Source organism: Acaryochloris sp. CCMEE 5410 (assembly GCF_000238775.2).
Lineage (GTDB): Bacteria > Cyanobacteriota > Cyanobacteriia > Thermosynechococcales > Thermosynechococcaceae > Acaryochloris.
On the sequence record NZ_AFEJ02000002.1, the window covers coordinates 1 to 23,789 of the forward strand.

The 23,789-nt window shown below is 48.6% G+C and carries 24 protein-coding genes and 5 pseudogenes; 13 read left to right on the forward strand and 16 right to left on the reverse strand.

The window, feature by feature from the left end; genetic code table 11:
• Positions 1-484: 484 nt before the first annotated feature.
• The 5 genes and pseudogenes from ON05_RS20760 to ON05_RS20780 form a co-directional block, all read right to left on the reverse strand.
• A pseudogene (locus ON05_RS20760) lies at positions 485-1,700 on the reverse strand (ISL3 family transposase).
• Between the two features lie 81 nt (positions 1,701-1,781).
• Positions 1,782-2,138: a hypothetical protein gene (locus ON05_RS20765; RefSeq protein ID WP_262562208.1), complete on the reverse strand. Its 357-nt coding sequence runs from the start codon at positions 2,136-2,138 to the stop codon at positions 1,782-1,784.
• Between the two features lie 720 nt (positions 2,139-2,858).
• The gene (locus ON05_RS20770; protein ID WP_262562209.1) at positions 2,859-3,101 is read right to left on the reverse strand and encodes a hypothetical protein; all 243 of its coding nucleotides are present in this window, start codon (positions 3,099-3,101) and stop codon (positions 2,859-2,861) included.
• Positions 3,102-3,162: 61 nt separating this feature from the next.
• Positions 3,163-3,552: a hypothetical protein gene (locus tag ON05_RS20775; protein WP_262562210.1), complete on the reverse strand. Its 390-nt coding sequence runs from the start codon at positions 3,550-3,552 to the stop codon at positions 3,163-3,165.
• Between the two features lie 602 nt (positions 3,553-4,154).
• Positions 4,155-4,751, reverse strand: coding sequence for a hypothetical protein (locus ON05_RS20780; RefSeq protein ID WP_262562211.1), 597 nt, complete (start codon positions 4,749-4,751; stop codon positions 4,155-4,157).
• A 469-nt stretch (positions 4,752-5,220) separates the two neighbouring features.
• On the opposite strand from ON05_RS20780, the gene ON05_RS20785 reads away from it, so the two are divergent.
• Complete coding sequence (locus ON05_RS20785) at positions 5,221-5,508, forward strand: hypothetical protein (protein WP_262562212.1); 288 nt, start codon at positions 5,221-5,223, stop codon at positions 5,506-5,508.
• A 143-nt stretch (positions 5,509-5,651) separates the two neighbouring features.
• Entirely contained in the window at positions 5,652-5,813 is a 162-nt protein-coding gene (locus ON05_RS20790) for a hypothetical protein (RefSeq protein WP_262562213.1), read from the forward strand.
• Here the strand turns inward: ON05_RS20790 and ON05_RS20795 are convergent.
• The gene (locus tag ON05_RS20795; RefSeq protein ID WP_262562214.1) at positions 5,806-6,027 is read right to left on the reverse strand and encodes a hypothetical protein; all 222 of its coding nucleotides are present in this window, start codon (positions 6,025-6,027) and stop codon (positions 5,806-5,808) included. The two genes, ON05_RS20790 and ON05_RS20795, sit on opposite strands and share 8 nt — an antisense overlap.
• A gap of 94 nt (positions 6,028-6,121) precedes the next feature.
• Here ON05_RS20795 and ON05_RS20800 point away from each other — a divergent pair, with 94 nt between their 5' ends.
• Both ON05_RS20800 and ON05_RS20805 read left to right on the forward strand, forming a co-directional pair.
• Positions 6,122-6,430, forward strand: coding sequence for a transposase (locus ON05_RS20800; RefSeq protein WP_010482143.1), 309 nt, complete (start codon positions 6,122-6,124; stop codon positions 6,428-6,430).
• 2 nt (positions 6,431-6,432) lie between these two features.
• Positions 6,433-6,975 (forward strand): transposase, encoded by a 543-nt coding sequence (locus ON05_RS20805; RefSeq protein WP_010482144.1) that lies wholly within the window; start codon positions 6,433-6,435, stop codon positions 6,973-6,975.
• Between the two features lie 24 nt (positions 6,976-6,999).
• On the opposite strand, the gene ON05_RS20810 is transcribed toward ON05_RS20805, so the two are convergent.
• Positions 7,000-7,410 (reverse strand): hypothetical protein, encoded by a 411-nt coding sequence (locus tag ON05_RS20810; RefSeq protein ID WP_029315886.1) that lies wholly within the window; start codon positions 7,408-7,410, stop codon positions 7,000-7,002.
• Between the two features lie 221 nt (positions 7,411-7,631).
• Between ON05_RS20810 and ON05_RS20815 the strand changes: the two are divergent.
• The 3 genes and pseudogenes from ON05_RS20815 to ON05_RS20825 form a co-directional block, all read left to right on the forward strand.
• A pseudogene (locus tag ON05_RS20815) lies at positions 7,632-7,784 on the forward strand (IS1 family transposase); the annotation flags it as partial.
• A 113-nt stretch (positions 7,785-7,897) separates the two neighbouring features.
• The gene (locus ON05_RS20820; protein ID WP_010470898.1) at positions 7,898-8,704 is read left to right on the forward strand and encodes a transposase; all 807 of its coding nucleotides are present in this window, start codon (positions 7,898-7,900) and stop codon (positions 8,702-8,704) included.
• A gap of 271 nt (positions 8,705-8,975) precedes the next feature.
• Positions 8,976-10,165, forward strand: a pseudogene (locus ON05_RS20825) (IS4 family transposase).
• Positions 10,166-10,190: 25 nt separating this feature from the next.
• On the opposite strand, the pseudogene ON05_RS20830 reads toward ON05_RS20825, so the two are convergent.
• The 5 genes and pseudogenes from ON05_RS20830 to ON05_RS20850 form a co-directional block, all read right to left on the reverse strand.
• Positions 10,191-10,559 (reverse strand): annotated as a pseudogene (locus ON05_RS20830) (IS4 family transposase); the annotation flags it as partial.
• A 130-nt stretch (positions 10,560-10,689) separates the two neighbouring features.
• The gene (locus tag ON05_RS20835) at positions 10,690-11,103 is read right to left on the reverse strand and encodes an RNA-directed DNA polymerase (RefSeq protein ID WP_262562215.1); all 414 of its coding nucleotides are present in this window, start codon (positions 11,101-11,103) and stop codon (positions 10,690-10,692) included.
• Positions 11,076-12,269, reverse strand: coding sequence for an ISAzo13 family transposase (locus ON05_RS20840; RefSeq protein ID WP_262562083.1), 1,194 nt, complete (start codon positions 12,267-12,269; stop codon positions 11,076-11,078). The genes ON05_RS20835 and ON05_RS20840 overlap by 28 nt, the downstream gene beginning before the upstream one ends.
• An 82-nt stretch (positions 12,270-12,351) precedes the next feature.
• A pseudogene (locus ON05_RS20845) lies at positions 12,352-12,579 on the reverse strand (RNA-dependent DNA polymerase); the annotation flags it as partial.
• Between the two features lie 30 nt (positions 12,580-12,609).
• Positions 12,610-13,302: an NrtR DNA-binding winged helix domain-containing protein gene (locus ON05_RS20850; protein WP_010468277.1), complete on the reverse strand. Its 693-nt coding sequence runs from the start codon at positions 13,300-13,302 to the stop codon at positions 12,610-12,612.
• Between the two features lie 84 nt (positions 13,303-13,386).
• Between ON05_RS20850 and ON05_RS20855 the strand changes: the two genes are divergently transcribed.
• The 5 genes from ON05_RS20855 to ON05_RS20875 all read left to right on the forward strand — a co-directional run bounded on the left by ON05_RS20855 (position 13,387) and on the right by ON05_RS20875 (position 18,975).
• Positions 13,387-14,238, forward strand: coding sequence for a protein phosphatase 2C domain-containing protein (locus ON05_RS20855; RefSeq protein WP_010468279.1), 852 nt, complete (start codon positions 13,387-13,389; stop codon positions 14,236-14,238).
• Positions 14,216-14,995, forward strand: coding sequence for an ADP-ribosylglycohydrolase family protein (locus ON05_RS20860; RefSeq protein WP_010468281.1), 780 nt, complete (start codon positions 14,216-14,218; stop codon positions 14,993-14,995). Before ON05_RS20855 ends, ON05_RS20860 begins: the two co-directional genes overlap by 23 nt.
• A gap of 157 nt (positions 14,996-15,152) precedes the next feature.
• The gene (locus ON05_RS20865; RefSeq protein ID WP_262562219.1) at positions 15,153-16,976 is read left to right on the forward strand and encodes a hypothetical protein; all 1,824 of its coding nucleotides are present in this window, start codon (positions 15,153-15,155) and stop codon (positions 16,974-16,976) included.
• Between the two features lie 14 nt (positions 16,977-16,990).
• Positions 16,991-18,019, forward strand: coding sequence for an isochorismatase (locus ON05_RS20870; protein ID WP_029314936.1), 1,029 nt, complete (start codon positions 16,991-16,993; stop codon positions 18,017-18,019).
• 176 nt (positions 18,020-18,195) lie between these two features.
• Entirely contained in the window at positions 18,196-18,975 is a 780-nt protein-coding gene (locus ON05_RS20875; protein ID WP_010468285.1) for a hypothetical protein, read from the forward strand.
• Positions 18,976-19,049: 74 nt separating this feature from the next.
• On the opposite strand, the gene ON05_RS20880 is transcribed toward ON05_RS20875, so the two are convergent.
• The 3 genes from ON05_RS20880 to sppA form a co-directional block, all read right to left on the reverse strand.
• On the reverse strand, positions 19,050-19,541 hold the full coding sequence (locus ON05_RS20880; RefSeq protein ID WP_010468287.1) for a CBS domain-containing protein: 492 nt from the start codon (positions 19,539-19,541) through the stop codon (positions 19,050-19,052).
• 47 nt (positions 19,542-19,588) lie between these two features.
• Positions 19,589-20,008, reverse strand: coding sequence for a chorismate mutase (gene aroH, locus ON05_RS20885; RefSeq protein ID WP_010468289.1), 420 nt, complete (start codon positions 20,006-20,008; stop codon positions 19,589-19,591).
• 192 nt (positions 20,009-20,200) lie between these two features.
• Positions 20,201-21,022, reverse strand: a complete 822-nt coding sequence (sppA, locus tag ON05_RS20890; RefSeq protein WP_010468291.1) for a signal peptide peptidase SppA — start codon at positions 21,020-21,022, stop codon at positions 20,201-20,203.
• Positions 21,023-21,393: 371 nt separating this feature from the next.
• On the opposite strand from sppA, the gene ON05_RS20895 reads away from it, so the two are divergent.
• Positions 21,394-22,461: a DMT family transporter gene (locus ON05_RS20895; RefSeq protein ID WP_039778584.1), complete on the forward strand. Its 1,068-nt coding sequence runs from the start codon at positions 21,394-21,396 to the stop codon at positions 22,459-22,461.
• Positions 22,462-22,467: 6 nt separating this feature from the next.
• Here the strand turns inward: ON05_RS20895 and ON05_RS20900 are convergent, their stop codons facing one another.
• Entirely contained in the window at positions 22,468-23,718 is a 1,251-nt protein-coding gene (locus ON05_RS20900) for a uracil-xanthine permease family protein (protein ID WP_029314937.1), read from the reverse strand.
• Positions 23,719-23,789 lie beyond the last annotated feature (71 nt).

Genomic DNA, 23,789 nt, shown 5'->3' on the forward strand with positions numbered 1-23,789 from the left:
GCTTCTTAAAGAGGAGTTTCGACAATCTCATGAACCCACTACGGCCGAGAGATTATTTGGAGCGTCAAACTCGTCTAAGACACCCCTGAAATCTATGAGTTTTATCCAACCAACTCATTCGGGTTTTTAACCAGCTAACCTAAAATATGACTTTAAATCTATATGAACAACTGAGAAAGTAGAAACTAGCAATGAATCGCTTTACTTGAGAATTCTCCCCATTATTCCATTTTAAGGCATGAAAAATCGTCACTGTATTAGAGACCTCTGGAATGATTAGATTCAAATCGATCCTAACCTTGGCAAAATGCCGAAGATTGATCATCGTATATGCCAAGCTTCAAGCATAGTGCAGTTTGCTGATCCGTTCGAATCGCAGCAACAAGCGCTTGAATTTATCCTCCCAGGCAAAGACTCGCTCAATGGTATTGAATCTTCTTGGCTCTCCGGGAATAGCGTGGTAACCGCTAGATATAGTGTTTAGTCACAGCAATGTCTGATACCCATTGAGGTCAAGAGAATCCTTTGGAAGAGTCTTTCATATCGAAATACCGTAGCATCGCCTTTTAAGACCTTGATCGGTTATTAAATCCTTCCACAAGCCACTGGTCCACCCTTCCAGGAATAGTTGGTCATCTCGTCCATCCAATTATTGATAGTAGTCAGAAAACTATCAAATTCCTTGATATCACTTTGATACTTGTTTACACCAGGCTCGGATGGCGCATTAGCGCCGTGCTTGGTGTACCTGCCCTCAATATCTACGTGAATTTCTCTCGGAGGTTGTACGCCTGCTTCAGCAGTGGAGAAAAGCAACAATCGCTCAAGGAGTTGTTGCTCTGACTCTTTCAGATTCTCTGGTCGTTTTCTAAAGGCCACATCGCGCCTTTGATGCTGTCATACTCTTGCTTAGAGAGTTCTCGTCGTAGTCGTTGACCTCACGTTACGAACCGTATCAGCACAATTACGATAGGCTTTGGTCACATGAAACCGGTCAATGACAATTTGGATTGTGGGAGATGTTCACGGACCGCACTAACAAATCCTTGTACATGTCCGTACAGACGCGCTCATGGTTTGGCGTAAATCGATGGGAATTGATTCAAGGAAATTGGCCACTGTCTGCTGTTTACGGTCGGATAGAACTGCCAATATGTCCACTCCATCCGTCGTAGGAATCGTGACCAAAACCACAAATCACGATGGCCTCGTTGGAGAGAAATCTCATCAATTCCAATGACTTTGAGGTCTAAATATTCGTTCCAGTCAACTTGAGCGTCAATCCAACGATCAATGGTTCCACTGACGATATCCTCACTAACGCCTAGTTTTCTAGCAACATCTGAAACCGTTGAATTGATCAGGATTCGCAGAAGCCAATGCTCATATGCTTTTGTATTGGGACTGCGAGGTTCGTGCCATTCTAACTGTTGAGTGGTCGTGGGATGGTCATCGCAATACCTGCATCGATAACGCTTGGGCCGGATTCTAAGTAAACGGGGACTTCAAATAATGGCAGGTGACGAATCCGAAAAGGCTGATCATGACAATGGAGGTCAGTAATCTCACGTCCGCATGATGACAGGTTGTTCCTTGAAGCGTACTCTCAATCTTGATGAGCCAATCCCTCTCTCAGTCTTCGTTAGCTCTAGAACTCGAACATCAGGAAGGTTGAGCGGGATGTGAATTGAGTTATCCATGACGCCATTGCTCTGAAGTACTACCTCAGATCATTCCATAGGGATGGAAAAGGACACACACTAATGTAGGGCTGCTACACGCTAATTCCCAGAGAGCCTCTTTCTTGGAAGATGGATGAATCGAACAGCTTTTTGGACCTGGCTTTGGCGTCTTTCTCCCACGTAGATTTTATTGATATTCGGCACCATACCCCGATTAAAAATGGCCTTGCGATTCTCACGACTATCGTACACGCCATCCAAGCTGACGACAGTCCCAATCAAGTCTATGCCTACTGTTCGGGCCGTACTCATCACTTGCGTCAGTGCCGTTTTGAATAGAGGTGACTCGTTCCGGTTACCTGGGGCACTCACAAATGGAGAGATGATATTGCAGTTGCGATGACCGAAGGTCGGTCTTCGACCATCACAGAAAGCAACCACTTTGTCACCCTTCATGTGCTTGGTCCACTAAATCCAGATTGTCGCCCCTTTTTGGCTGCAGTGGTCGTCCCATCCCATGAATAACGCTGGCATCCAACTTCCTTTTCATTAAGCATTGAGACTGACGCTTTGAAAATGTCTTCAAACACCCATGGGTTTCATAGCGTCGAAAGGCTCGATAAACACTGGAGTGGTGAATTCCGGTCGCCCATTTTTGTCCTTTTCAATGGGTAACTCACTCCACTGACATCCCAAGTGCAGCAACTTCAAATGTAGTTGAAGATGGCATGCAAAGAGAGCTTTGGTTGAGGTCCCGAGTGCCGATGTGCAAATGGGTAAGACAAATGTCTCAAACTGCTCAAGGGTTAAGAATGTTGGAATCCATTTATGGACTTAGTTGAGGCATCTGCACTCCTCACGAACGGTAAACTAAATGACGCCAGTCATTTAGTCTGTAACGATGAAGGCTATGCAGGGAATGGGTGTTAGCTGATCTGAACCATGGAATAAAACCCGAATGAGTTGTAACTATGGTTTCAGGGGCATTTGAAGACGGCGTGAGGAATTACCTCAGTATTTACTGTGGCAATCGGTTTACTGCCTCCTTGTTCCGTCACTTGATAAGTGATGTTTAACAACCGATACGGGTCAGAAGAACTTGTATAATGGCGGTTCGAGTAAGGGTATAGTATTTCCCACCTAATGCTCTCGGGCCAATGGTTGTGGAGGCTCCCCCTAACCCGTGACCGAGTCATTGAGAAAGCCTGCTGCAAACCCATCACTGCTGAGGGTGGCTAGGCACCGAGAGGAGTAGGGCTGGGTCGTCATCTCATATTGCGCCGCTTGATTGACGACGGTTTCTAAATCTTCCTGGATCCAACTGACGGCTTCATCATATTGAGTGGCAACTACCCGAAAGGCCGCTGAAGTCACGATGGCCTGCATGGTCATGGACACAAACACAGCGGCAACAATCATCGCCACCAACACTTCGATTAAGGTAAACCTCTATTAGCCATGGAGGAAGACTTTGAAGAATCTAGCCATGGGAATTAGTAGGGCTATTTATGAACAGTCTTAACCACTGATGTATCATTACAACCTCACCCGTTGCCATTGCAATACACCACCGATCGATAGCGGGCTGGCCAGTCCACATATTGAGAATATCGATTAGACTACTCACATCTTCAGGAACAGCGATACCAGAGGTCGCATTGGGAGTAATGATGGTGTCATAGGGTTCCCTACCTCCCGATGAAGTTGACATCTCGATTGCTAGCAGCATTTTTAGAACTGAGGATATCCTCAACCCAGACAACCCCTCAATATTGGTATTCTGACCGCCTGGACAACCTGGGCCAGAGGTGAGCAATTGAATTTCATCCCGAGCGGACCAATAAAGGCATTTGGATACAGGTTTGGTCATATAACAGAATCGTGTCCTCTCCTCCTCTTAAATTCAGACGTAAGCCTCCGACCCGAGGCGGTTCGCCATCGGTACGAATATAAGGATTTTGGCTGAATCCGTAAGCTAATGCTTTGTTTGGGGCACTATTTTGACAAAATCTAGAACAACTGGGCCATTGGTAGTGTCAATAGTCAACACATCATTACCGGCAAGATCTATTTGCTCAATCTGATATAGCGTTGGCGATGTGGCACTAACGCCATTGAGGGTCTGGCTAGTGGTGATTTCCCGAAGTTAGTGCCCTTGATCCCATCCGGGATGTTAGGTCTCAACAAGCAGGCAAACAATGTGCCGGAAACAGTGTCACCACTAGCTCCGTCGGATACTGCTGAAGAGAATACTGCATTGAGATATTCCGAACGCGTTGAGTCTCCAGGTGCTGAACTGCCTGTCAAGAGGGATCGGGTGAAGATGGGGGATAATAGTAGACATTACCTTTACTCCCAGAATTTGTCTACCTCGAAGGGCTAGCACCCCAACTGCCCCTCCACTACCGGGATTCGGATCATGCAAGACAACCCCTGGAAAACCCTCTAAATCAGGTTTCACCGCAATGGTGATTAAACCCCTGTGGTCTTCCCATCTCGACTTGCTTCAACAAATAGGGTGCCTTTCTGCTCTTGCGGATTAAACGATAGGCCCTGAGGGTGTAGCTTCCCGTTGCACCCATAGCCCTGTTGTAGCAAATTGGGGCTTCCCCATCCTTTGGATTGGTGACAGGGTTGACTACTAGGGTCATAGCCTGTCCACTCATCAATGGCACTGGTTTCCTCATCTCCGTTGTTAAACATGCCATCTGGGCCAAGATAGGTCTTGCCCGTTTTGGGATTAATTGTATCGTAGTTACGATTGAGCAATACGGCATTATTGGGGATAGTTAATTGGGCTAAGGACCGGGCCATTCCTCCTTCAGCAATGGCTAAACTCGCCCCGGCTTCTTTGCGGTTAAAAGCAGAGATGCGATCGCTTTGGGCAATCATCATCGTCGATAATCCCAAAATGACCATTACAAAGCCCAAACCAAGGGCAAGGGGCAACGCAACCCCTGTTCCTGTTGTTTGGACTTCAATCGTCGAGAACGATGGATAACTAAGTAATAGAGCAGTGTGGACAATGTCTTCCTTCCAATGTTGCGCCTGCCAAGAGTGAGCCTCCAAACAGCATCAGTATCAAGATTCCTGTCTTAACGGGTGCATAAAAGCCAAGCTTTATGAGAAAAAGCTATTTGCATAGTATGCCTCTTGCAATATTCGTTTCATGATGTGCTACTTACGTAAAATGTCGCGATCTGACTCGAATTTAAGTCCTCTACCATATCGTTAGTTGAATTATGCAAGAGGTCTAGTGATACTTGGAAAAATCAATGCAAAGTAGGCTTATGGACCACGCAATACAAGACAACACTCTCTTAATCGTGGCTTTATCCGTTTGCCACTGGCGACCGGGAATACACTCAATTCCCGGTCAGTGAAGTATATAAGTCCTTGGATGATTCCGTGATCCTATGGAGAAATCAATTCACTGCTAATCAACGTTAGATACCACGAAGGTACCATCCAGCCTAAAGACCTGTAACCTTCCTTGTTACTTTGTATTCCCAACTCAAATTAGAGGGGCAAAATCATTATGCATCAACGATTCTGGACTTATACAAGCCCTATTCGGGCAGGGGCGAAAACTGTTTCAGTTTATAACGATGGCCTCACGGTCTTCCTGTATGATGCCGCTAATGAATCCAAAATCCAGTCAGCCAATCCACCCGTTTTGACCGAAGGCTGCGCTGAAGACACCCTCAACGAGGATTCTAAAGCCCTCGTTGAAGTCGATCTATCTCTATTAGAACCCAATCCTATTGCTGCGCCCTTTGGACTCAAACTTGGTAAGTCAAAAGGGGATTGCTCAGCAAGCTTTTAATTCTGAGGTTCGCCACATCCTCCCGCCACCCTCGGCACACCCCTCGCGATCCCGTCGTCCTCCCCCGCGCTCTCAGGGGGCTGCTCCAATCGTTGCGTTGCATCGGGCTGATCTTTCCGTGCTCCGCACCGAGAAGGGGCATCATGGGTCTGATTGATACTCTCGTTCCCCCTCGCACCTCTGCCCTCGGGGCCTGCTCCAGCAGTGCGCTCCGCGCGGCTACCAACAACAGCGCCGATAAAGGTACCACACAGCGGCTTTCTTGCAACCCCTCCGGTACTCCTGCTCTCCGCTTCGCTAGGTAATAGTTCTGCGATAGTCTTCGACCGGCCTTCGGCCATCGCATTCAGTAACTGGCTCCGCTGCGTTTAGTCCGTGTCCTCGCAAGCGGTTGGGGGCCGATATCGATGTGCGATCGCACTTTTTCCTTGGGGCACTCCATACCCCCGACCCAACCGGGGTGGCAACGCCGGGCAACATGTGGTTTCCAGAGAAGCGTTGTTGCTGGTTATTCGCCATGCTTCTTCAGTTGTTTCTATTCGTTTTTATAGAACTCATTTGAGATCTTTTGCCTAATACGCGAAACTGCTAGAAGCGTTCTATTTCAATTGTTATGGCCTACTCAAGCAGTCTGACTGATGCCGAATGGGACATCCTCAAACCACTGTTACCAGAATTTCTACCACCCAAGAAAAAGACAAGGCCTCTGATCTGGAGTTACAGAGAGCTGATTGATGGGATGCTTTATCGACTCAAAAATGGCTGCAACTGGGAGGACTTGCCCAAAGACTTTCCTCCCTCCTCAACGGTCTTTTGGCACTACAACGAGTGGCGCAAAGCAGGCTCGATTGAGACATTGATGACGCTGCTGCATGGACAGGTTCGTGAGCAGGTAAAAAAAAGTCCAAATGGACAACGTTGATAATGGCAGACTCGCAAGCGGTGAAGAACACCTGCAATGCGAGGGTGGAGTCGAAAGGGTTCTGTTTCTACAAAGCCACCAATGGAATCAAGCGACATCTAGCTGTTGATACCCTTGGCTTTCCATTCTTTACCCTTTGCACACCCACAAATGTCTCAGACGATATGGGCTTACTGATGATGTTGACCCTCAATATTGAGTACTTCAAAGCCAAGCCGGTCAATATCCCTAAAATCACCTTTTTGTTGGACAACGGCTATCACGTGGACACCTTAACTCAGAAGCTTGAGGCTATCTATCCAGCCATCATGAGAAAGATCCGATTTGAGCTGTCGCCGAAGCCTTCAAAAGCAGACAAAGCGGCTCAAGGGAAAACGGGATTTGTTCCAGTTGCGACCCGGTGGGTCATTGAGCGTTCCAACGCTTGGATGGAGCGCTGTAAAAGCCTGACTAAGAACTTTGAGCGAACGCTTGTGAATGCAAAAGCGCAAATGGATTTGTGCTTCGTCAGGCTTATGCTGAAGAGACTTGCGGCTAGTTCTTGAGATCTCAAATGGGTTCTATAGGGGTTACCATGCTGACTTTGCTTCGTTCTCCCGCGCCCTTCCGTCCAGTTGGTTGCCTTCAGCCATGCCTTCTGGGGCTTGGTCTTGCTGCTTCTTGCGGTTGTCCGGGTCGGGCTGGGCCGAGTTAGCGGGGGTTCCCGTGGCCTCCGTCGATCCGGCGGTGGCCAAGCTCCAGGCCATGGGGAGTCTCGGGTCTCTGTGGTGTCTTCTGGCCCTCAGTTGTGCGTCATTCGGTGCCAGGCTCAGCGGTCGGTGTTGCTGGAGTTGTCCAATGCATTTCCCAGTGCTTGCCGGGTTGCCTAGTTTACTTGGGTTGGGGTCCTGTGGGGCCTCGACCCTTTTTTTATTGGCTGGTATCCATAAAGAAACAAACACCAGAAATGTAGAGTACTTCATTTTGAGGAGAGGATGCATTCAGCCAGCTTATCTCCTCTCAGGCCAATCTTCTTCCAAGCCAACAGCAGCAATATCTTTGAAACCAATGTAGTCTAGAACACGATAGACAACCTACGTTACCGGGAGGTTGGCATCCCTCAGTTACAATCAAGCTAGATTCCAAAGCATGATCTTGGGTCGTGCATCAAAAAAGTGTGGGTTTGTTAAACCTATAGGGAGTTGAGTTATCCTATCTTCTGATGCAATGTCCTCTATGTGGTCATCCAAAGACCCACAAACACGGTAAAACCAGTAAAGGCAGCCAACGTTACCGTTGCCCCCACTGTCACCAAACCTTCAGTGAGACCTTTGATACCCTTTATTATCGCCGTCAGATTTCTTCTCAACTCATTTCGGGTTTTATTCCATGGTTCAGATCAGCTAACACCCATTCCCTGCATAGCCTTTCATCGTTACAGACTAAAATGACTGGCGTCATTTAGTTTACCGTTCGTGAGGAGTGCAGATGCCTCAAACTAAGTCCCATAAATGGATTCCAACATTCTTAACCCTTGAGCAGTTTGAGACATTTGTCTTACCCCATTTGCACATCGGCACTCGGGGACCTCAACCAAAGCTCTCTTTGCATGCCATCTTCAACTACATTTTGAAGTTGCTGCACTTGGGATGTCAGTGGAGTGAGTTACCCATTGAAAAGGACAAAAATGGGCGACCGGAAATTCACCACTCCAGTGTTTATCGAGCCTTTCGACGCTATGAAACCCATGGGTGTTTTGAAGACATTTTCAAAGCGTCAGTCTCAATGCTTAATGAAAAAGGGAAGTTGGATGCCAGCGTTATTCATGGGGATGGGACGACCACTGCAGCCAAAAAAGGGGGCGACAATCTGGGATTTAGTGGACACAAGCACATGAAGGGTGACAAAGTGGTTGCTTTCTGTGATGGTCGAAGACCGACCTTCGGTCATCGCAACTGCAATATCATCTCTCCATTTGTGAGTGCCCCAGGTAACCGGAACGAGTCACCTCTATTCAAAACGGCACTGACGCAAGTGATGAGTACGGCCCGAACAGTAGGCATAGACTTGATTGGGACTGTCGTCAGCTTGGATGGCGTGTACGATAGTCGTGAGAATCGCAAGGCCATTTTTAATCGGGGTATGGTGCCGAATATCAATAAAAATCTACGTGGGAGAAAGACGCCAAAGCCAGGTCCAAAAAGGCTGTTCGATTCATCCATCTTCCAAGAAAGATTCAATACCATTGAGCGAGTCTTTGCCTGGGAGGATAAATTCAAGCGCTTGTTGCTGTGATTCAAACGGATCAGCAAACTGCACTATGCCTTGAAAAGCTTGGCATATACGATGATCAATCTTCGGCATTTTTGCCAAGGTTAGGATCGATTTGAAATCTAATCATTCCAGAGGTCTCTAATACAGTGACCGATTTTTCATGCCTATAAAATGGAATAATGGGGAGAATCTTTGGAGATGACAAGGCGCTTCAAATCTAGAGTCAGTAGTAGATGTAGCAGTCTAATTTCAAAGAAAATAGGGTGGTCGAAACGACTACCCTATCCAAAATATGTTGCCAACATGCTACCAAAAGTACTACGTGCTCACCTGAGCGAAAGCCAATATTTGACCTTGCAACTGTTGATACTGTTATTGCAAAGTCATCGCCAAATCCAACTGGCTCGGCTAGCCAGCATGTTTCCTCAACCGATTCATTACAGCAGTCGCATCCGCAACTTGCAGCGGTTCTTAGTCCTACCCCAGTTGAGTGTACGTCTGTTATGGTTTCCCATTCTTAAGCACTGGCTTTCAGAAGAATTCAAGACAGGCCATGGCAATCGAGCCTATCGCCGAGCCCGCCTCAAACGCACCGTTAATGGCTATGTGGTGATGGCCGTTGACCGCACCCAATGGAAGGGACGTAATCTGATGATGGTGACAGTGGTATGGGGTAAACATGCCTTGCCTGTGTACTGGGAACCCTTGCCTAAATCAGGCAGTAGTAGTCTCAAACAGCAACTCCGTTTGTTGAAAACGGCTCTAAAAATCTTCAAACCCTATCCAGTTGTGGTACTAGCAGACCGAGAATTCCACAGTCCTAAACTGGCTCTGTGGTTGAGCCAACGACAGGTTGAGTTTGTGCTCAGGCAAAAGAAGAGTGCTTATGTTCAACTCCAGGGTGAAGTACTATCAACCCCTCAAACAGAGGGGATTTACCCCAGGCCAGAAAGGGTTCCTTCGCGATGTCTATTGGGGAAAGCGAGACCAGTTGGGACCGTTTAACCTCGCGTTTTACTGGAAGCGACAGTATCGAGGCAAGGGGGGAAAGATCCTTGGTTTATCATGACGAGTTTACCGACACTGGAGCAGGCTCTCTCGCTTTACGCTTGCCGATGGGGAATAGAGATGATGTTCAAAGACTGCAAGAGTGGGGGATACAATCTCGAACGAACGAAAGTCAATGATGCTCGTTTCCTTGCTTTGGTACTGGTGATGGCGATGGCCTATTGTTTAGCAATAGTCGCTGGCTATGGATTGAAAAAATTGAAAGTCAACCACTATGTTGCTCGGCTCAATGAGCACTCTCGGCGGCGGCCTCGACACAGTGATTTTGGCACGGCGTTGTTTGGACATTTATGGTGTTGTGGCATGGAAATTTGGACCTCATTCGCCACTGAATTAATGCAACTGATACCCCATAAACGACTCAATTATCAGAGGGGCATGAGGGCGCTATCACTGATTCAGACTATGTTGTAAAACCCTTGTCATCCCCAAAGCCTCCTCTATCTTTGACTGTTGGACGCTTCGGGTCCCGAGTCCACAGTTGAAGTGCACTTAATCCTAATGGAAACCCCGTCTCGGCATCTAGGGCGAGGGTCGGGTGTATGAAAAAGCCCACATCGCGATCATTACCGACGACACCCAACTCTTCTCGCTTTAAGCGTCCTACATGAGATTGTAAATTGATCTCACTCGTGTCACTGACGGCTAACACGTGTCGCCCTTTGACCTGTTGCTGGCAGTGATCACTAAGGCTTTTGACCAACTCAGATATGGACACATTCTCATTCTCTAAGAAGCGGTAGAAGCCCACTTGCTCGGCGCGATTCTGGCTGATTTGACGGATACTGACGCTCTGATTGTGATTAATGGCATCGAATAATGAAGCCCCCTTTTGAGCAATCGAAGGTCACCAAAGGTGGTGCTATCGATGAGTTCTTCATGTACCAAAATAGGATTATCCATAGCGTTGAGGATGTGCTGCAAAGCTTCCTTTCAGTCTAAAACCGACTTGTGTGTACACCGTAGGTTCCATAGGCTTGTTGCAGTTTTTTGATCCGTTGACGGCCTCGGCGAAGGTTGTCGTTTCTGATTTGGATGCGGTCATGCAGTACGCGGAACCCGACAAAGTTAGCTCCTTGCTGAGTTTCAAATTGCTGACTTTTTACGGGATGGATCTTGAGGCGTAAGGTCGCTAAGTAGTTTTCAATGGAGGTACGGCAGTGTTGGAGATATTGCCAGTCATCTGAGAATAAGGCGAGGTCATCTACGTAGCGCAGATACTTTGGACAACGCAGGTTTTCTTTAACGTAATGATCAAAGCTGTTGAGATAGACGTTAGCGAAGAATTGGCTGGTTAGGGATCTACAAATAAATAAGGTACCCATCAATTGGGCACAATCTTGATATCCCATTTGGGTAACGCTTCAGAACATAGCCATTGTTGTTTGTAGGCTTCTAGCTCATCTGAGGGCACAGTAATGTTCTTTTCATAGGTGCCCTCAATCAAATGAACCAAAGGCTTCAATCCATTCCAGGTCATATTCGATGCCCACTGGACAGCCGTATCAATGGAGTTGAGGATAGTGCCATTCCAATATTGTTCCAAGGCTGCCCAACATCGCTCAATCGGATTGTATTTGCTGTGATAGGGCGGATAGTAAATCAGATGAACCGATAATCGTGTCATTTGGACAAACTCAACCATACGCTTGATAAATTGTGTGCGGTTACTGCGCACTGCAGAGCCGCCATCAAGGTTAATTTCTAATCCCTCTATCTGAGGATAGTTATCGTGATGTTCGCGCCACCAAGCCTCTAAACAATCAACAATAAAATCAGTAGTTTCAGCAGACTGACCAAAGTAAATTGACAGTTGCCCTGCGAGCACATCGAGAATCCCGAAGGGTACCAAAATAGCGTCCCAATGGTCATCATGGTCATTGGCTTTTGTCGCGTCTAGGGTACGAGCTTTGCCGCCACGAGAGAGGTTGCCAATTTTAACTTTGGCTTTGCTATCAATCGAGATGCGCAATAGGTTGGGGGCCGCATCGGCAGCATAATTGGCTTGAGCGACATTTGCGAAAATCGCATCGGTTTGCGGCAGTTTTTTCAGGGGTTTAACTTTTTGGGTTTTTAAGCGATAACCCATTCGATTCAATAGATTGCCGATGGTTTGACGGGTTGGTAATGCCTCATCGCTGTAGCCTTTCTCCTCAATCAATGCCTCACGCACGGCCCTGGCACTGATACGGGTGTAGTACAACGTTGATTTGAACTTCGGATCAGCTTGGGCTTCACCATCAACTAAATCCCGAATGTCAGTTGCTAAATGGGGTAGTTTCGTTTCGCTAAGCTGACGACCTCGGGCTTGATAGTTGTCAACGCATCTAATGCCAGTCCGTCGTTCATCAAGGCCCAGTTGAACACTGGTACGTCTCCAACCTAAATGACGCTCAGCTTTGCGGGCAGAGCCGTCCAGGTAGTCTTCAGCCACTTTTGCCATGAATGCTCGCTTGTGTGGGCCTGTCAGTTTCTTGGCGGCATCTCGAAACGTCTCTTTTATAGGGGCATCTAGCATCAGATATCCTCAAAACAATCGGTCAATCATGTATTGACTTGTTTCTTAGATTCGCAGGTACTTTATTTCTTGGCAAGTCCCTTAGGTTACCGATGGGCAACCCTCGTTTGCGGGTCAGTGGGGTTAGCAGGGTGTCCCCAGGGAAATATTCAATGGAAGGGTCTTGTTCATTGCTATTGTCGATAATTTTATCGATCAACCAAAGGGTTGAGGGACAGCGGATCTTCTTGTGCAGGACATTGTTGAGGATGTCTAGATCAATGGAGGGGAAGTATTTGCGGATATCGCACTGCAAGATATATCGGCTGCTACACAGCCCTATTTTTCAAGCGCTTTAATCTCAAACTTCAAAGTTAAATCCCTGTTGTCTCAATCGCTCGTATTTGCTTTGGTCAAACCGATAGAGCCTGGCAGCACGATGAGCAACTCCAGTTTGTTGCTCATCAAGGGGGATTAAGAGATCCATTTTTAGCAATTTCTTACGAAAGTTCCGTTTATCTAGTGGATGGCCAAGAACCGTTTCGTAAAGCTGCTGAATTTGGGTGAGTGTAAATTTTTGCGGCAGGAGTTCAAAGCCAATCGGTTCGTAGCGAACTTTGCCCTGTAAACGCTGGTTAGCTTGTTTCAAGATTTGAGTATGATCGAAAGCTAGAGATGGTAAATTTTTCAGGCAATACCAGGCCGCATCCTCAGCATCAGTAGAGGCTTGTAAAGGATATTCAATTAGGTTGATTAACGCGTAGTAGGCAACGGAGATGATGCGATCGCGTGGATCTCGACCCAAATCGCCAAAGGTATAGAGCTGCTCTAGGAAAATACCCTGAACCCCTGTTTCTTCTTGCAGCTCCCGGCGAGCCGCGTCCTCTAAAGATTCATCCATCTGTACAAAGCCTCCGGGCAATGCCCACTGATGTTGAAAAGGGGGAATCTGACGCTGAATCAGTAGGACTTTGAGATCAATCTGTTCGTCTAGGCCAAACACCACGCAGTCAACGGTCAGGCCAGGGCGCGGATAGTCATAGGTATGGGGCATAGGATGGAGGCAATCTTGACATCGTGTAAAAACGACACTATGATGAATTCATCCAAGTTAGTGTCACTTTTACACTATAAAACAATGCACCAGCATTTTGAAGTCGCAGCTGGGTCTATTTTGGGCCAGAACCATCGACGAGTGAATCAGAATAATCAAGATGCTTGGGCAAGTCTGGCGCTCGATCAAGCAACCATTGCGGTGGTATGCGATGGGTGCGGGAGTCGACCTAAAAGTGAAGTGGGAGCGCAACTTGGGGCTCAGTTAACGGTGCATGCTCTTGCCCAACTAGTAGCAGAGGAGCGACCAGAAGACGAGTTGTTTTGGCAGATGTTGAATAAGCGCCTATTAGGAGGGATGCAGACTTTACAGAAGCAGTTAGGAGCGGACTCACAGAGGCTGGTGGAGTACTTGTTATTCACCCTGATGGGGTGTTTAGTGACCCCAGAAACAACCTGGATTTTTGGCCTAGGGGATGGGGTATTTGTCATCAATGAGGAGTTCCATCGGATTGGTCCATTTACTAATAATGCCCCGCCCTATTTGGCCTACAGCTTGCTATGGGACACCGAGAAGAGCCCCGATCCATTTCAACTCCAGATTTATGCTCAACACCCCACAGAACAGGTGCAGTCTGTGCTGATCGGGAGCGATGGAGTGGGGGATTTAGTTGATATAGCGACAGATTATCTCCCTGGGAAGGCGGAACCTGTAGGACCACTGAATCAGTTCTGGCGTTGCGATCGCTATTTCCAGAACCCTGATCAGGTGCGACGACGGCTCGCTCAAATTAATCGAGAGGTGATACAGCCAGATTGGCAGACCCGGCAGGTGCGGAAGATACCAGGGTTATTACCAGACGACACTACGTTAATCAGTATTAGACGGAAAGGGACAAAAGAAGGAGATAGCGATGCTAGGTGCAATTGCAGGTGACATCATTGGGTCGGTATTTGAACCCCATTGGCGACGAATTAAACGGAAAGAGTTTGACCTATTTAGTAAGAAATCGAAATTTACAGATGATACAGTGCTGACCATTGCAGTTGCTGATGCCATTCTCCATCAAAAAGAGTATGTCCATACCATCAAGGACTATTACCGGCGTTATCCCAAAGCTGGCTATGGCAAGACTTTTCGGGAGTGGGGAGCATCAGACAGTATGGAGCCGTATCACAGTTGGGGAAATGGTTCGGCCATGCGGGTCAGTGCCGTTGGGTTCGCCTTTGATGATTTAGAAACGGTATTGCAGGAGGCGGAGCAGAGTGCAGCCGTCACCCACAATCACCCGGAAGGGATTAAGGGAGCACAGGCAACAGCAGTAGCGATTTACCTGGGACGACAGGGACGGTCTAAAGCGGAGATTAAAACCTATATCGAAACCACCTTTGGCTATAACTTGAGTTCTAGATTGGAAGAGATTCGGCCCCAGTATCAGTTTGATAGCTCCTGTCAGGGGTCAGTGCCCCAGGCGATTACGGCGTTTCTAGAGTCGACGGATTTTGAGGATGCCATTCGCAATGCTGTATCTCTGGGAGGCGATAGCGATACCCAAGCCTGTATTGCGGGTGGTATTGCCCAAGGATTCTATGGTGGGGTGCCAGAACGGATTGCCCAGGAGACCTGGACGCGATTAGATGCAGATTTACAGCAGGTGGTAGAGGCATTTAATGCGATTTACCAGATTCAATAGGTGCATTAAAGATGTATTGCGATACGCATTTATCTTAGATGCATTATTAAATATACGCTAACCTCTTTCTCCAAGAAGCATTAACAGCAATACCATAAATCATAAACTCGTATCACCAATTGGTATTGCGATACGGGAATCTACTTTCTCAATTTTTATGGACGTTTATATTAATCAAAAACGAGTTCGTCTGCGCCCCCAGCAAGCCATTGGTAAGGGGGGAGAAGCGGATGTGTATCGCCTCAATCGAACAACGGCGGTGAAGCTGTTTAAACCACCCAGTCATCCAGATTTTGAGGGCATGGCTGAAGCTCAGCAGGGCGCACGAGAACGGTTGGCGCTGCATCAGCAAAAGCTACGGCAGTTTCCCCAGTCGTTGCCTGAGCGAGTGATTTCCCCCCAAGCGTTGGTAATGAATCAAAATGGACAGCGCATTTTGGGCTATACGATGCCGCTGCTCACCCATGCAGAGGTGTTGTTACGGTATTGCGATCTGCGATTTAGGCAGACGATAGATACTCAGGCGGTCGTTGACCTGTTTTTAGATCTACACGAGACCGTCGCCAAGCTGCATTTTGCGGATGTGGTGATTGGGGACTTTAACGACCTCAATATTTTGGTCCAGGGCACCCAGGCATTTGTGATTGATGCCGATTCATTCCAGTTTGGTTCATTTCCCTGTTCGGTCTTTACCGCCCGGTTTGTCGATCCACTACTGTGCGATCCGCAAGGGACACAGCCGATATTATGTCGCCCCTATTCCTGGGAATCGGATTGGTACGCCTTTACGGTGATGTTGATGCAGGCCCTGCTGTTTGTTGATCCCTATGGAGGGGTTTATAAGCCTTCTGATCCAGCTCAGCGATTACCACAGGCCGCTCGACCGTTACATCGGGTGACGGTATTTCATCCTCAGGTGCGCTATCCAAAGCCAGCTTTACCTTGCGATCGCTTGCCGGAACCCTTACTCAATCATTTTCGCCAGGTGTTTGAGCAGGATTGGCGGGGGGAGTTCCCGCGATCGCTCTTGGAAAATTTGCGCTGGCACATCTGTCCGTCCTGTGGGGCGGAGCATGCTCGCTCTACTTGTCCAAGCTGTGCGAAATCCATAGGAATTGCTCCACCGCCAGGCTCAGTTCAGGTGACAACGGTTCTGCAAACAGATGGCGTGATCTTAGCGGCGACGTTAACGTCGGGGCAGCTACAGTGGCTGGTTTGGGAGGAAGGACAGTTTAAACGGGAAGACGGAACAGTGGTGCTCACGGGGGATCTTAGTCCTATGTTTGACTGGCATCTCCAGGGTCAAACCACCTGGATTGCCCAGCAGGGTCAGGCGGTGGGATTGCCGACCACGGAGCGGATCGCGGTGGATAGTTATCAAGGTCGGCCCCAGTTTGCGGTCAATAATCGGCATCGCTATTGGCTCCACCAGGGACAGTTGCTACGCGACCATGCCGTAGTGGGGGAGGTATTGGCCGGGCAAACCCAATTTTGGGTGGGGCCTCGGTTTGGTCTGGGCTTTTATCGAGCTGGACAACTGAACGGGGCTTTCGTCTTTGATGCTGATCGTTCAGGCATCAATGATCGGCTGTCTTTGTCTATGGGAACGGGAACGATGGTGGCGGCCCACTGTACGTTTAGTCAGTCCCTCGGGTGGCTCTTTGTCACCCTGCAGGAGCAAGGGATGCTGCAACAGCGCTGTTGGGTGATTGCGCCGACGGGACAAGTGGTCGCGCTGGCGGAGGTGGGGGAATGGGCCACCACGGCATCCGGCCTTTGTCCCCACTGGGCGGTGGAGGAGGCACTGCTGGTAGCCACGGATGAGGGCATTATCCGGGTGCAGGTGGAGCAGGGACGGTTGATCGTGCAGCGGCGATTCCCGGAAACGGAGCCCTTTGTACAGTCGGGCTGTCAGTTGTTGGCGGCCCCCCAGGGACTCTATACCGTCGGGTCCCAAACGATTCAGTTATTGCAGTTATAGGAGTGTTTGAGATGATGTTGACACCATTACCGATTCCTGATTTCTTTGACCCTCAGCGGGTGGGAGAGGTGTGGCGGGTTCCTTACCAGGAACGAGCCCAACAGGCCCAGGATTGGGCTAATCAACGGAGGATACAGCCAGCGGCGAAGGATAAAACGCGGGTTTGCCTGATGGCGATTGATGTCCAAAATACGTTCTGTATTCCTGAGTTTGAACTGTTTGTGGGGGGACATTCTGGCATGGGGGCGGTGGAGGATAATCGCCGACTCTGTGAGTTTATCTACCGCAATTTAGGGACGATTACGGAAATTGCACCGACGATGGATACCCATACGGCGATGCAGATCTTCCATGCTGATTTTTGGGTGAATGATCGCGGTGAGTCTCCAGGGCCGCTGACGATGATTTCTTTGGCGGAGGTAGAACAGGGGGCCTGGAAGGTGAATCCAGCCATGGCCTATAGTCTGGGCAATTATATGGCGCTGCAGAATTTTGCCCGCCATTATGTCCAACGTCTTTCCCAAGAGGGGAAATATCCCCTGACGATTTGGCCCTATCACTCGATGCTGGGGGGGATTGGTCATGCCCTAGTGGCGGCGGTGGAGGAGGCCTGTTTTTTCCATAATCTGGCCCGCCATAGTCAAACCCATTTTGAAATTAAGGGGGGCAATCCGCTGACGGAAAATTACTCGGTGCTCCGACCGGAGGTCCTCGATGATTCCAAGGGGCGGCCCATTGCCCAAAAGAATACTCGATTTATCCAAAAGCTGCTGGATTTTGATGCGGTGATTATTGCCGGGCAGGCCAAGAGTCACTGTGTGGCCTGGACCATTGATGACTTACTGACGGACATTCAGGCCCAGGACCCGGAATTGGCAAAGAAAATTTACTTGCTGGAAGATTGTTCTTCGCCGGTGGTGGTGCCGGGGGTGGTCGATTTTACGGAGCAGGCGAATGAGGCGTTCCTCCGGTTCCAACAAGCGGGGATGCATGTGGTGCGGTCTACGGATGCGATCGCAACTTGGCCTGGATTCCATCCTTAGGCAGAAGGGTTAGGCAGCATCCCCATAAGGATGAGCTGCTAGGGCTTCTCAACAATGCGTTAATCATCATTTGTTAATCCACTTGGCCTCTTTTGAGGGTTGGGAGCGATTGTGATCGCTTCACAGGATACGTTTGTCTTTTTTTTCAATGTTTTGGTTTATTCAAGGAGGATATGATGTCTCAAGTCCCAAATTTAAATACGTTATTCCAATCTGCCCAGGCGGATGGGGTGCTCTCTAATGCCTCGATGCAGGCGCTCAATATTGTCGATATTGGGGCACAGATCCAGGCAGGCCTGGGGACGCCAGTAGATGATGTGATGGCCAGTGAGGTAGTGCTGGTGACGATTATGCCGGATGATTCGGGCTCGATTCGGTTTGCTGGTAATGGAGCGGTGGTCCGAGCGGGACATAATATGGTGCTGGATACCTTGGCTATGTCCCCGCAACATGATCAGATTCTGGTTCACAACCGCTATCTCAATGGGGCAGTGCTTTATCCCTACTGTCCGGTTGACCAAGCGATTCGGATGGATCAACACAATTATGCTCCGAATCTGGGTACGCCGCTCTACGACCAAACCCTGGTGTTACTCGCTACGGTGCTGGCAAAGGCCCAAGCGTTTATCGATAATGGGGTGCCGGTGCGGACGGTATCTCTGATTATTACGGATGGGGCGGATGCCCATTCTCAGCGCTCGGTGCGGGAGGTGAAGGGGATGGTCGAGGATATGCTGCGCACGGAAGACCATATTATTGCGGCGATGGGCATCCATGATGGACAGACGGACTTTAAGCGGGTGTTTAGAGAGATGGGGGTGTGTGAGCAATGGATCTTGACGCCGGGCAATTCCCAAAATGAGATTCGTAAGGCGTTTCAACTGTTCTCTCAGTCGGTATTGAGGGCTAGTCAGTCGGCGTACAACTTTAAGTCCTGGGGCGGTTTTGGACCTTAACAGGCGCGTCCCCTAGACAGGCACTATGATTGAAATCACTATTGAAGGCTGCGGTGGTTGATCAAAGGCCCATATCAATCAGGAAGTGATTCATAGGTTACGGCAGGCTTTAATGCGCGCACTAAATCATGCCGTGTAATGATGCCTATCAAATATTGGTCGTTATCAACCACTGGTAAACGGTTGATCTTTTTTGACAACATCAAGTTGGCTGCAGACGTTAAAGGGATATCTGGCTTAGTGGTAATCGGTTGGCTCGTCATAACGTCCTGAACCAACATACCCAACGCCTTTTGCATATGCTGATGGAATTGCTTTGGAGACTCAAAGTATATGACGCTCCCTAGCAAGGTCATATACAAAGGTGGTTGCATGGGGGATTCTCTAACGAGCAAATCGCCTTCTGAGATAATGCCAACTACATGATTCGAGGCATCCACCACGGGCATTCCACTGATTCGATGATCCTCTATTAGCTTGATCACTTTCTCTATTGAGTCCGTAGGAGAGATAGTAATAGGATCAGGGGTCATAAAGTCTTTGACTACGGGATGAGATTCTGCCATTAGCCCACCTATTTGATATGTGAATTGTCCAAATGGACGCGCTAGGATTACAACGATGAGGAAGTGGAAACTCTTGCTTTGATAAAACCCCAATCTGGGCGTAAATGTCTGGCCCCTCTTTGGTAGATATGATGGATCGCTTGGTTCGGATCTGCAGTATTGAAATGGATCAAACAGCGGATACAATAATCCAGATCACTTGATACATGCATCTGCTGCACATCTAGGAGAGGGACGGCATCCCAGTTGGGACGCTGGCGAGCGATTGCTGCAGGAAAAACGGCATCTAAATCCCGAGTCACGGAAAACGTTACGCTGATAATTTCATTCACATCCAGAGAATTCTCTGACTCAATGGCCGACATGAGATCATTCACGGCTTCCCGTATTGCGGCTACGGAATTCTCAGTCGCTGTCGTCGCTCCGCGGATTGCCCTCACTTTCCATGACACAGAATTATCCTCCATAGCTAGATCATGCCTCAGGATTTACGAAAACCTGCGCCATGTTAGCAAACTTGACATCTTCAGGGAATTGACCCACATCACAGAAAATCTACGATTCCCCATACTACCTGTTTATTGAAACATGTAAGGTTGATTAAAGCTAAATTGAATGCAATGTCAATTTAGCTTTAAACCCTTGAGAAACATTAAGATTTAAGGCCGATAAAGCCACAAGGGTAAGCCATTCGTTGCTATCTCAAAATTCACCCAATCCGCAACTTGGGGAGGTACAGACCAGGAAGATTGGCGACTACCGGGTAGCAGCTTACTCCAAAAGGATTTCTGTTCTTCTATGGTGTTGCATTTGGCCTTCTCAGGATCTAGGCCTGCCAGTTCAGCCGCCCAGCACCGGGCATCTTCTTCTGTTCCTAATCGATCTACTAGACCGAGTTCAAGGGCTTGCTGTCCCGTGAAGACACGCCCATCAGCAAATTGCTTAACGGCGTCTACTTCTAAGTTTCGACCTTCTGCCACAATCTCCACAAATTGAGAATAGCTGCTGTCAATCAAATCTTGGAGGATTTGACGTTCCGGCTCGGTCAACTCTCGATCAAAGGCCAGAATGTCTTTGTAGGGGCCAGACTTGATGACCTTAAAGGAAACCCCCACCTTATCTAAAAGACGCTCTAGGTTATTCCCTCGGAGAATCACGCCAATACTGCCGGTTATGGTGCCTGGGTTAGCCATGATATGTTCAGCCCCCATGCCAATATAGACCCCGCCAGAAGCAGAAATATTACCAAAGCTGGCAACAATCTTGATCTTTTCTCGTAATTTGATCAGGGCACTGTAAATTTCATGGGAATCAACGACCGTTCCTCCTGGACTGTCGATGCGGAGGAGAAGTACTGGATAGCCTTTATCTTCAATCGTTTTGAGAGCTTCCAAGACATGCTTTCGGGTTGCACCTGCGATCGCACCTTTGATCTCCAAACGGGCTATTTGTTTGCGGGCACCTTTAAACGGCCAAATCATGGGCAATATTTATCACTGACTGTTTTCAACACTATCAATCTGGGAATGGATTAAAAAATGATCGGCCCAAGCGTAACACTCCAGGACCAGCCCATTGTGAAAGCACACCGCCCATTCAATCACCTTTAAGGCTCCCAAAGCCTGTATTGTAACTTGGTCATCTCTACAATGCTCACATCGGATAACCGCCCCACTAAATTGTGAACACCGAAGCATCGATCTTATAATCGAAACAAAGGTTACAGAAAGTTTAAATTTCTCAGACTAGATTTACTAAACCTGGGGCGTTTGTGACTTTCTTTCATCCGTTGTGCTTTGAGACCAGCTTAAATAAAGCCAATTTCTCTTTTCAATCCTTGCTACGGGTCATTATGCAATTTAGTCTGCCTCACTCTCAACGCTTTCCCAGTCGCCTGATTCTGATCGCCCCCTTCTTCTTATGGGGAACCGCGATGGTTGCCATGAAGGGAGTTTTAGCCCACACCACTCCCCTGTTTATGGGTGGTTTGCGCATTGCCCCTGCTGGACTGTTGGTTATAGGAGTAGCTCTACTTCTGGGTAAAGCTCAACCCAAGGGATGGCGAGCCTGGCTATGGATATTGCTATTTGCCCTAGTCGATGTCACCTTATTCCAAGGTTTTCTAGCATTAGGGCTCTCCCATACCTCTGCAGGGCTTGGATCTGTAATGATCGATTCACAGCCCCTCGTGGTGGCCTTACTGGCGCTGATCCTATATGGGGAGCGAATTGGGCTGTGGGGATGGTTAGGATTAGGCATTGGTGTGGGCGGGATTAGCTGTATTGGGTTGCCCGATAAATGGATTTTGCAGTTGGGGTCTGGGGAATGGCTGCAACAGGACTGGCAGCAATTTCTTAATTGGCAATACCTCAATCAGCTTACTCAAAGTGGGGAGTTTCTGATGCTGCTAGCAGCCCTGTCAATGGCAGTGGGAACCGTGATGATCCGCCAAGTGTGCCGCTATGCCGACCCTATCAGTGCCACCGGTTGGCATATGGTCATTGGGGGACTTCCCCTGTTTATAGGGTCTGGGCTTTGGGAATCTGAGCAATGGGCCCATTTAACCCAAATTGACTGGCTATCCATTAGCTATGCTGCCGTTTTTGGTAGTGCGGTTGCCTATGGCCTCTTTTTCTATTTCGCATCCAAAGGCAACTTAACCAGCCTCAGTTCCTTAACATTTTTGACGCCAGTCTTTGCCCTAGTCTTTGGCAACCTGTTTTTGGCAGAAGTTCTCAGCCCGATCCAAACCCTGGGCGTCTGCCTCACCCTCGTCAGTATTTATTTTGTTAACCAAAGAGAGCAGCTTCCCACCCTGGGACATCTATGGTTATCTCTAGAGCTTCGGATATTGGGTACCAAAGATTCCAAGACTGCGGAGATCCCGGTCCGAGTTGATTCCAAGACGACCGCTAAATAATAGCCCCTATTCACCCGGACTAGGATTCGGTAGAACGCTATTTAACAACACTCCCATTAGGCTGGACAGCCCAATACCTTCCAAGGAGAACTGGCCTATGGTTAGGCTCATATTCCCCGCTCCTAACACTAGAATCACCCCCACAATAATCATGTTGCGGGACTGCAACAGGTTACTCCCAGACTGAACCAAGCTGTTAATTCCCACCACGACAATGGTGCCGAACAGCACCACCAATACTCCTCCCATAACGGGTGGGGGAATGGTCCTTAATAAAGCTCCTAATTTACCGGAGAAGGACAGCATAATGGCAATGAGGGCAGCCCAAGTCATAATGCCAGGATTAAAGGCCCGGGTCAGGGCAACTGCACCCGTCACTTCTGAGTAGGTGGTATTGGGAGGGCCCCCCAACAATGCTGCCATTGAAGTGGCCACACCATCGCCTAAGAGGGTGCGATGCAGTCCTGGATCACGCAATAAAGGATTGCCAGTGATGGAGCTGATCACGAGGATATCGCCGATATGCTCAATGGCCGGGGCAATCGCAACGGGCACAAAGAATGCGATCGCAGGCCAATGCAGGGTCGGTAAGGTAAATTGAGGCCGCATGAGCCAAGGCGCTGCCACAACGGGAGAGAAATCCACAATCCCCAACAACAAGGCACCGACATATCCCACACTAATCCCCATCAAAATCGGGACTAATTGAAACGTTCCTCGGGCCAACAGGGCCGCCACAATCGTTGTGATTAAGGCCAAAGCAGCTAGGAACTGTGCTGTTCCCACACCATAATTAGAGCCTGCCTCAGACGCCATTTGAATCGCGATGGGGGCCAACGATAGGCCAATCACCATGATCACAGGCCCCGTCACGATCGGTGGTAACACTTTCAAAATTGAGTCTGGCCCCCGCCACAGCACCAACATACTTAAAAGCATGTACAAGAAACCAGCCGCGACCAACCCGGACATCGTTGCAGCCAAACCAAATTGTTGGATACCAGCGGTAATCGGCGCAATAAAGGCAAAGGAAGAAGCCAAAAAAACAGGGACTTTGCCTTTGGTAATCAGTTGAAAGACCAGCGTTCCTACTCCCGCCGTGAATAAAGCCACATTCGGATCTAAGCCTGCCAGGATAGGAACTAAGACCAACGCCCCAAAGGCGATAAAAAGCATTTGCGCCCCCAGGATGATGTCCTTGAGGCGGAAGGAGTAGGAACTGGGAGATTCAACCGGATGAGGCGGGCTAAGGTTCATAAACAAACGGTACCGGTTTTGAAATTTCTGTTTTCCCAGTATCAGTCAGCCTTTTTGGGGATCAAGATAGC

What these genes read in the sequence shown, in the direction of transcription:
- ON05_RS20900 (WP_029314937.1), bottom strand. Translation starts at nt 23,718, where the DNA reads ATGAACCTTAGCCCGCCTCATCCGGTTGAATCTCCCAGTTCCTACTCC.
- ON05_RS20880 (WP_010468287.1), bottom strand. Translation starts at nt 19,541, where the DNA reads ATGGCAGAATCTCATCCCGTAGTCAAAGACTTTATGACCCCTGATCCT.
- ON05_RS20855 (WP_010468279.1), top strand. Translation starts at nt 13,387, where the DNA reads ATGCACCAGCATTTTGAAGTCGCAGCTGGGTCTATTTTGGGCCAGAAC.
- ON05_RS20765 (WP_262562208.1), bottom strand. Translation starts at nt 2,138, where the DNA reads ATGAAGGGTGACAAAGTGGTTGCTTTCTGTGATGGTCGAAGACCGACC.
- ON05_RS20810 (WP_029315886.1), bottom strand. Translation starts at nt 7,410, where the DNA reads ATGCATCCTCTCCTCAAAATGAAGTACTCTACATTTCTGGTGTTTGTT.
- aroH (WP_010468289.1), bottom strand. Translation starts at nt 20,008, where the DNA reads ATGGAGGATAATTCTGTGTCATGGAAAGTGAGGGCAATCCGCGGAGCG.
- ON05_RS20800 (WP_010482143.1), top strand. Translation starts at nt 6,122, where the DNA reads ATGGCCTACTCAAGCAGTCTGACTGATGCCGAATGGGACATCCTCAAA.
- ON05_RS20895 (WP_039778584.1), top strand. Translation starts at nt 21,394, where the DNA reads ATGCAATTTAGTCTGCCTCACTCTCAACGCTTTCCCAGTCGCCTGATT.
- ON05_RS20860 (WP_010468281.1), top strand. Translation starts at nt 14,216, where the DNA reads ATGCTAGGTGCAATTGCAGGTGACATCATTGGGTCGGTATTTGAACCC.
- sppA (WP_010468291.1), bottom strand. Translation starts at nt 21,022, where the DNA reads ATGATTTGGCCGTTTAAAGGTGCCCGCAAACAAATAGCCCGTTTGGAG.
- ON05_RS20875 (WP_010468285.1), top strand. Translation starts at nt 18,196, where the DNA reads ATGTCTCAAGTCCCAAATTTAAATACGTTATTCCAATCTGCCCAGGCG.
- ON05_RS20805 (WP_010482144.1), top strand. Translation starts at nt 6,433, where the DNA reads ATGGCAGACTCGCAAGCGGTGAAGAACACCTGCAATGCGAGGGTGGAG.
- ON05_RS20850 (WP_010468277.1), bottom strand. Translation starts at nt 13,302, where the DNA reads ATGCCCCATACCTATGACTATCCGCGCCCTGGCCTGACCGTTGACTGC.
- ON05_RS20790 (WP_262562213.1), top strand. Translation starts at nt 5,652, where the DNA reads ATGGGTCTGATTGATACTCTCGTTCCCCCTCGCACCTCTGCCCTCGGG.
- ON05_RS20835 (WP_262562215.1), bottom strand. Translation starts at nt 11,103, where the DNA reads ATGGGATATCAAGATTGTGCCCAATTGATGGGTACCTTATTTATTTGT.
- ON05_RS20840 (WP_262562083.1), bottom strand. Translation starts at nt 12,269, where the DNA reads ATGCTAGATGCCCCTATAAAAGAGACGTTTCGAGATGCCGCCAAGAAA.
- ON05_RS20870 (WP_029314936.1), top strand. Translation starts at nt 16,991, where the DNA reads ATGTTGACACCATTACCGATTCCTGATTTCTTTGACCCTCAGCGGGTG.
- ON05_RS20820 (WP_010470898.1), top strand. Translation starts at nt 7,898, where the DNA reads ATGCCTCAAACTAAGTCCCATAAATGGATTCCAACATTCTTAACCCTT.
- ON05_RS20865 (WP_262562219.1), top strand. Translation starts at nt 15,153, where the DNA reads ATGGACGTTTATATTAATCAAAAACGAGTTCGTCTGCGCCCCCAGCAA.
- ON05_RS20785 (WP_262562212.1), top strand. Translation starts at nt 5,221, where the DNA reads ATGCATCAACGATTCTGGACTTATACAAGCCCTATTCGGGCAGGGGCG.
- ON05_RS20775 (WP_262562210.1), bottom strand. Translation starts at nt 3,552, where the DNA reads ATGACCAAACCTGTATCCAAATGCCTTTATTGGTCCGCTCGGGATGAA.
- ON05_RS20770 (WP_262562209.1), bottom strand. Translation starts at nt 3,101, where the DNA reads ATGATTGTTGCCGCTGTGTTTGTGTCCATGACCATGCAGGCCATCGTG.
- ON05_RS20795 (WP_262562214.1), bottom strand. Translation starts at nt 6,027, where the DNA reads ATGGCGAATAACCAGCAACAACGCTTCTCTGGAAACCACATGTTGCCC.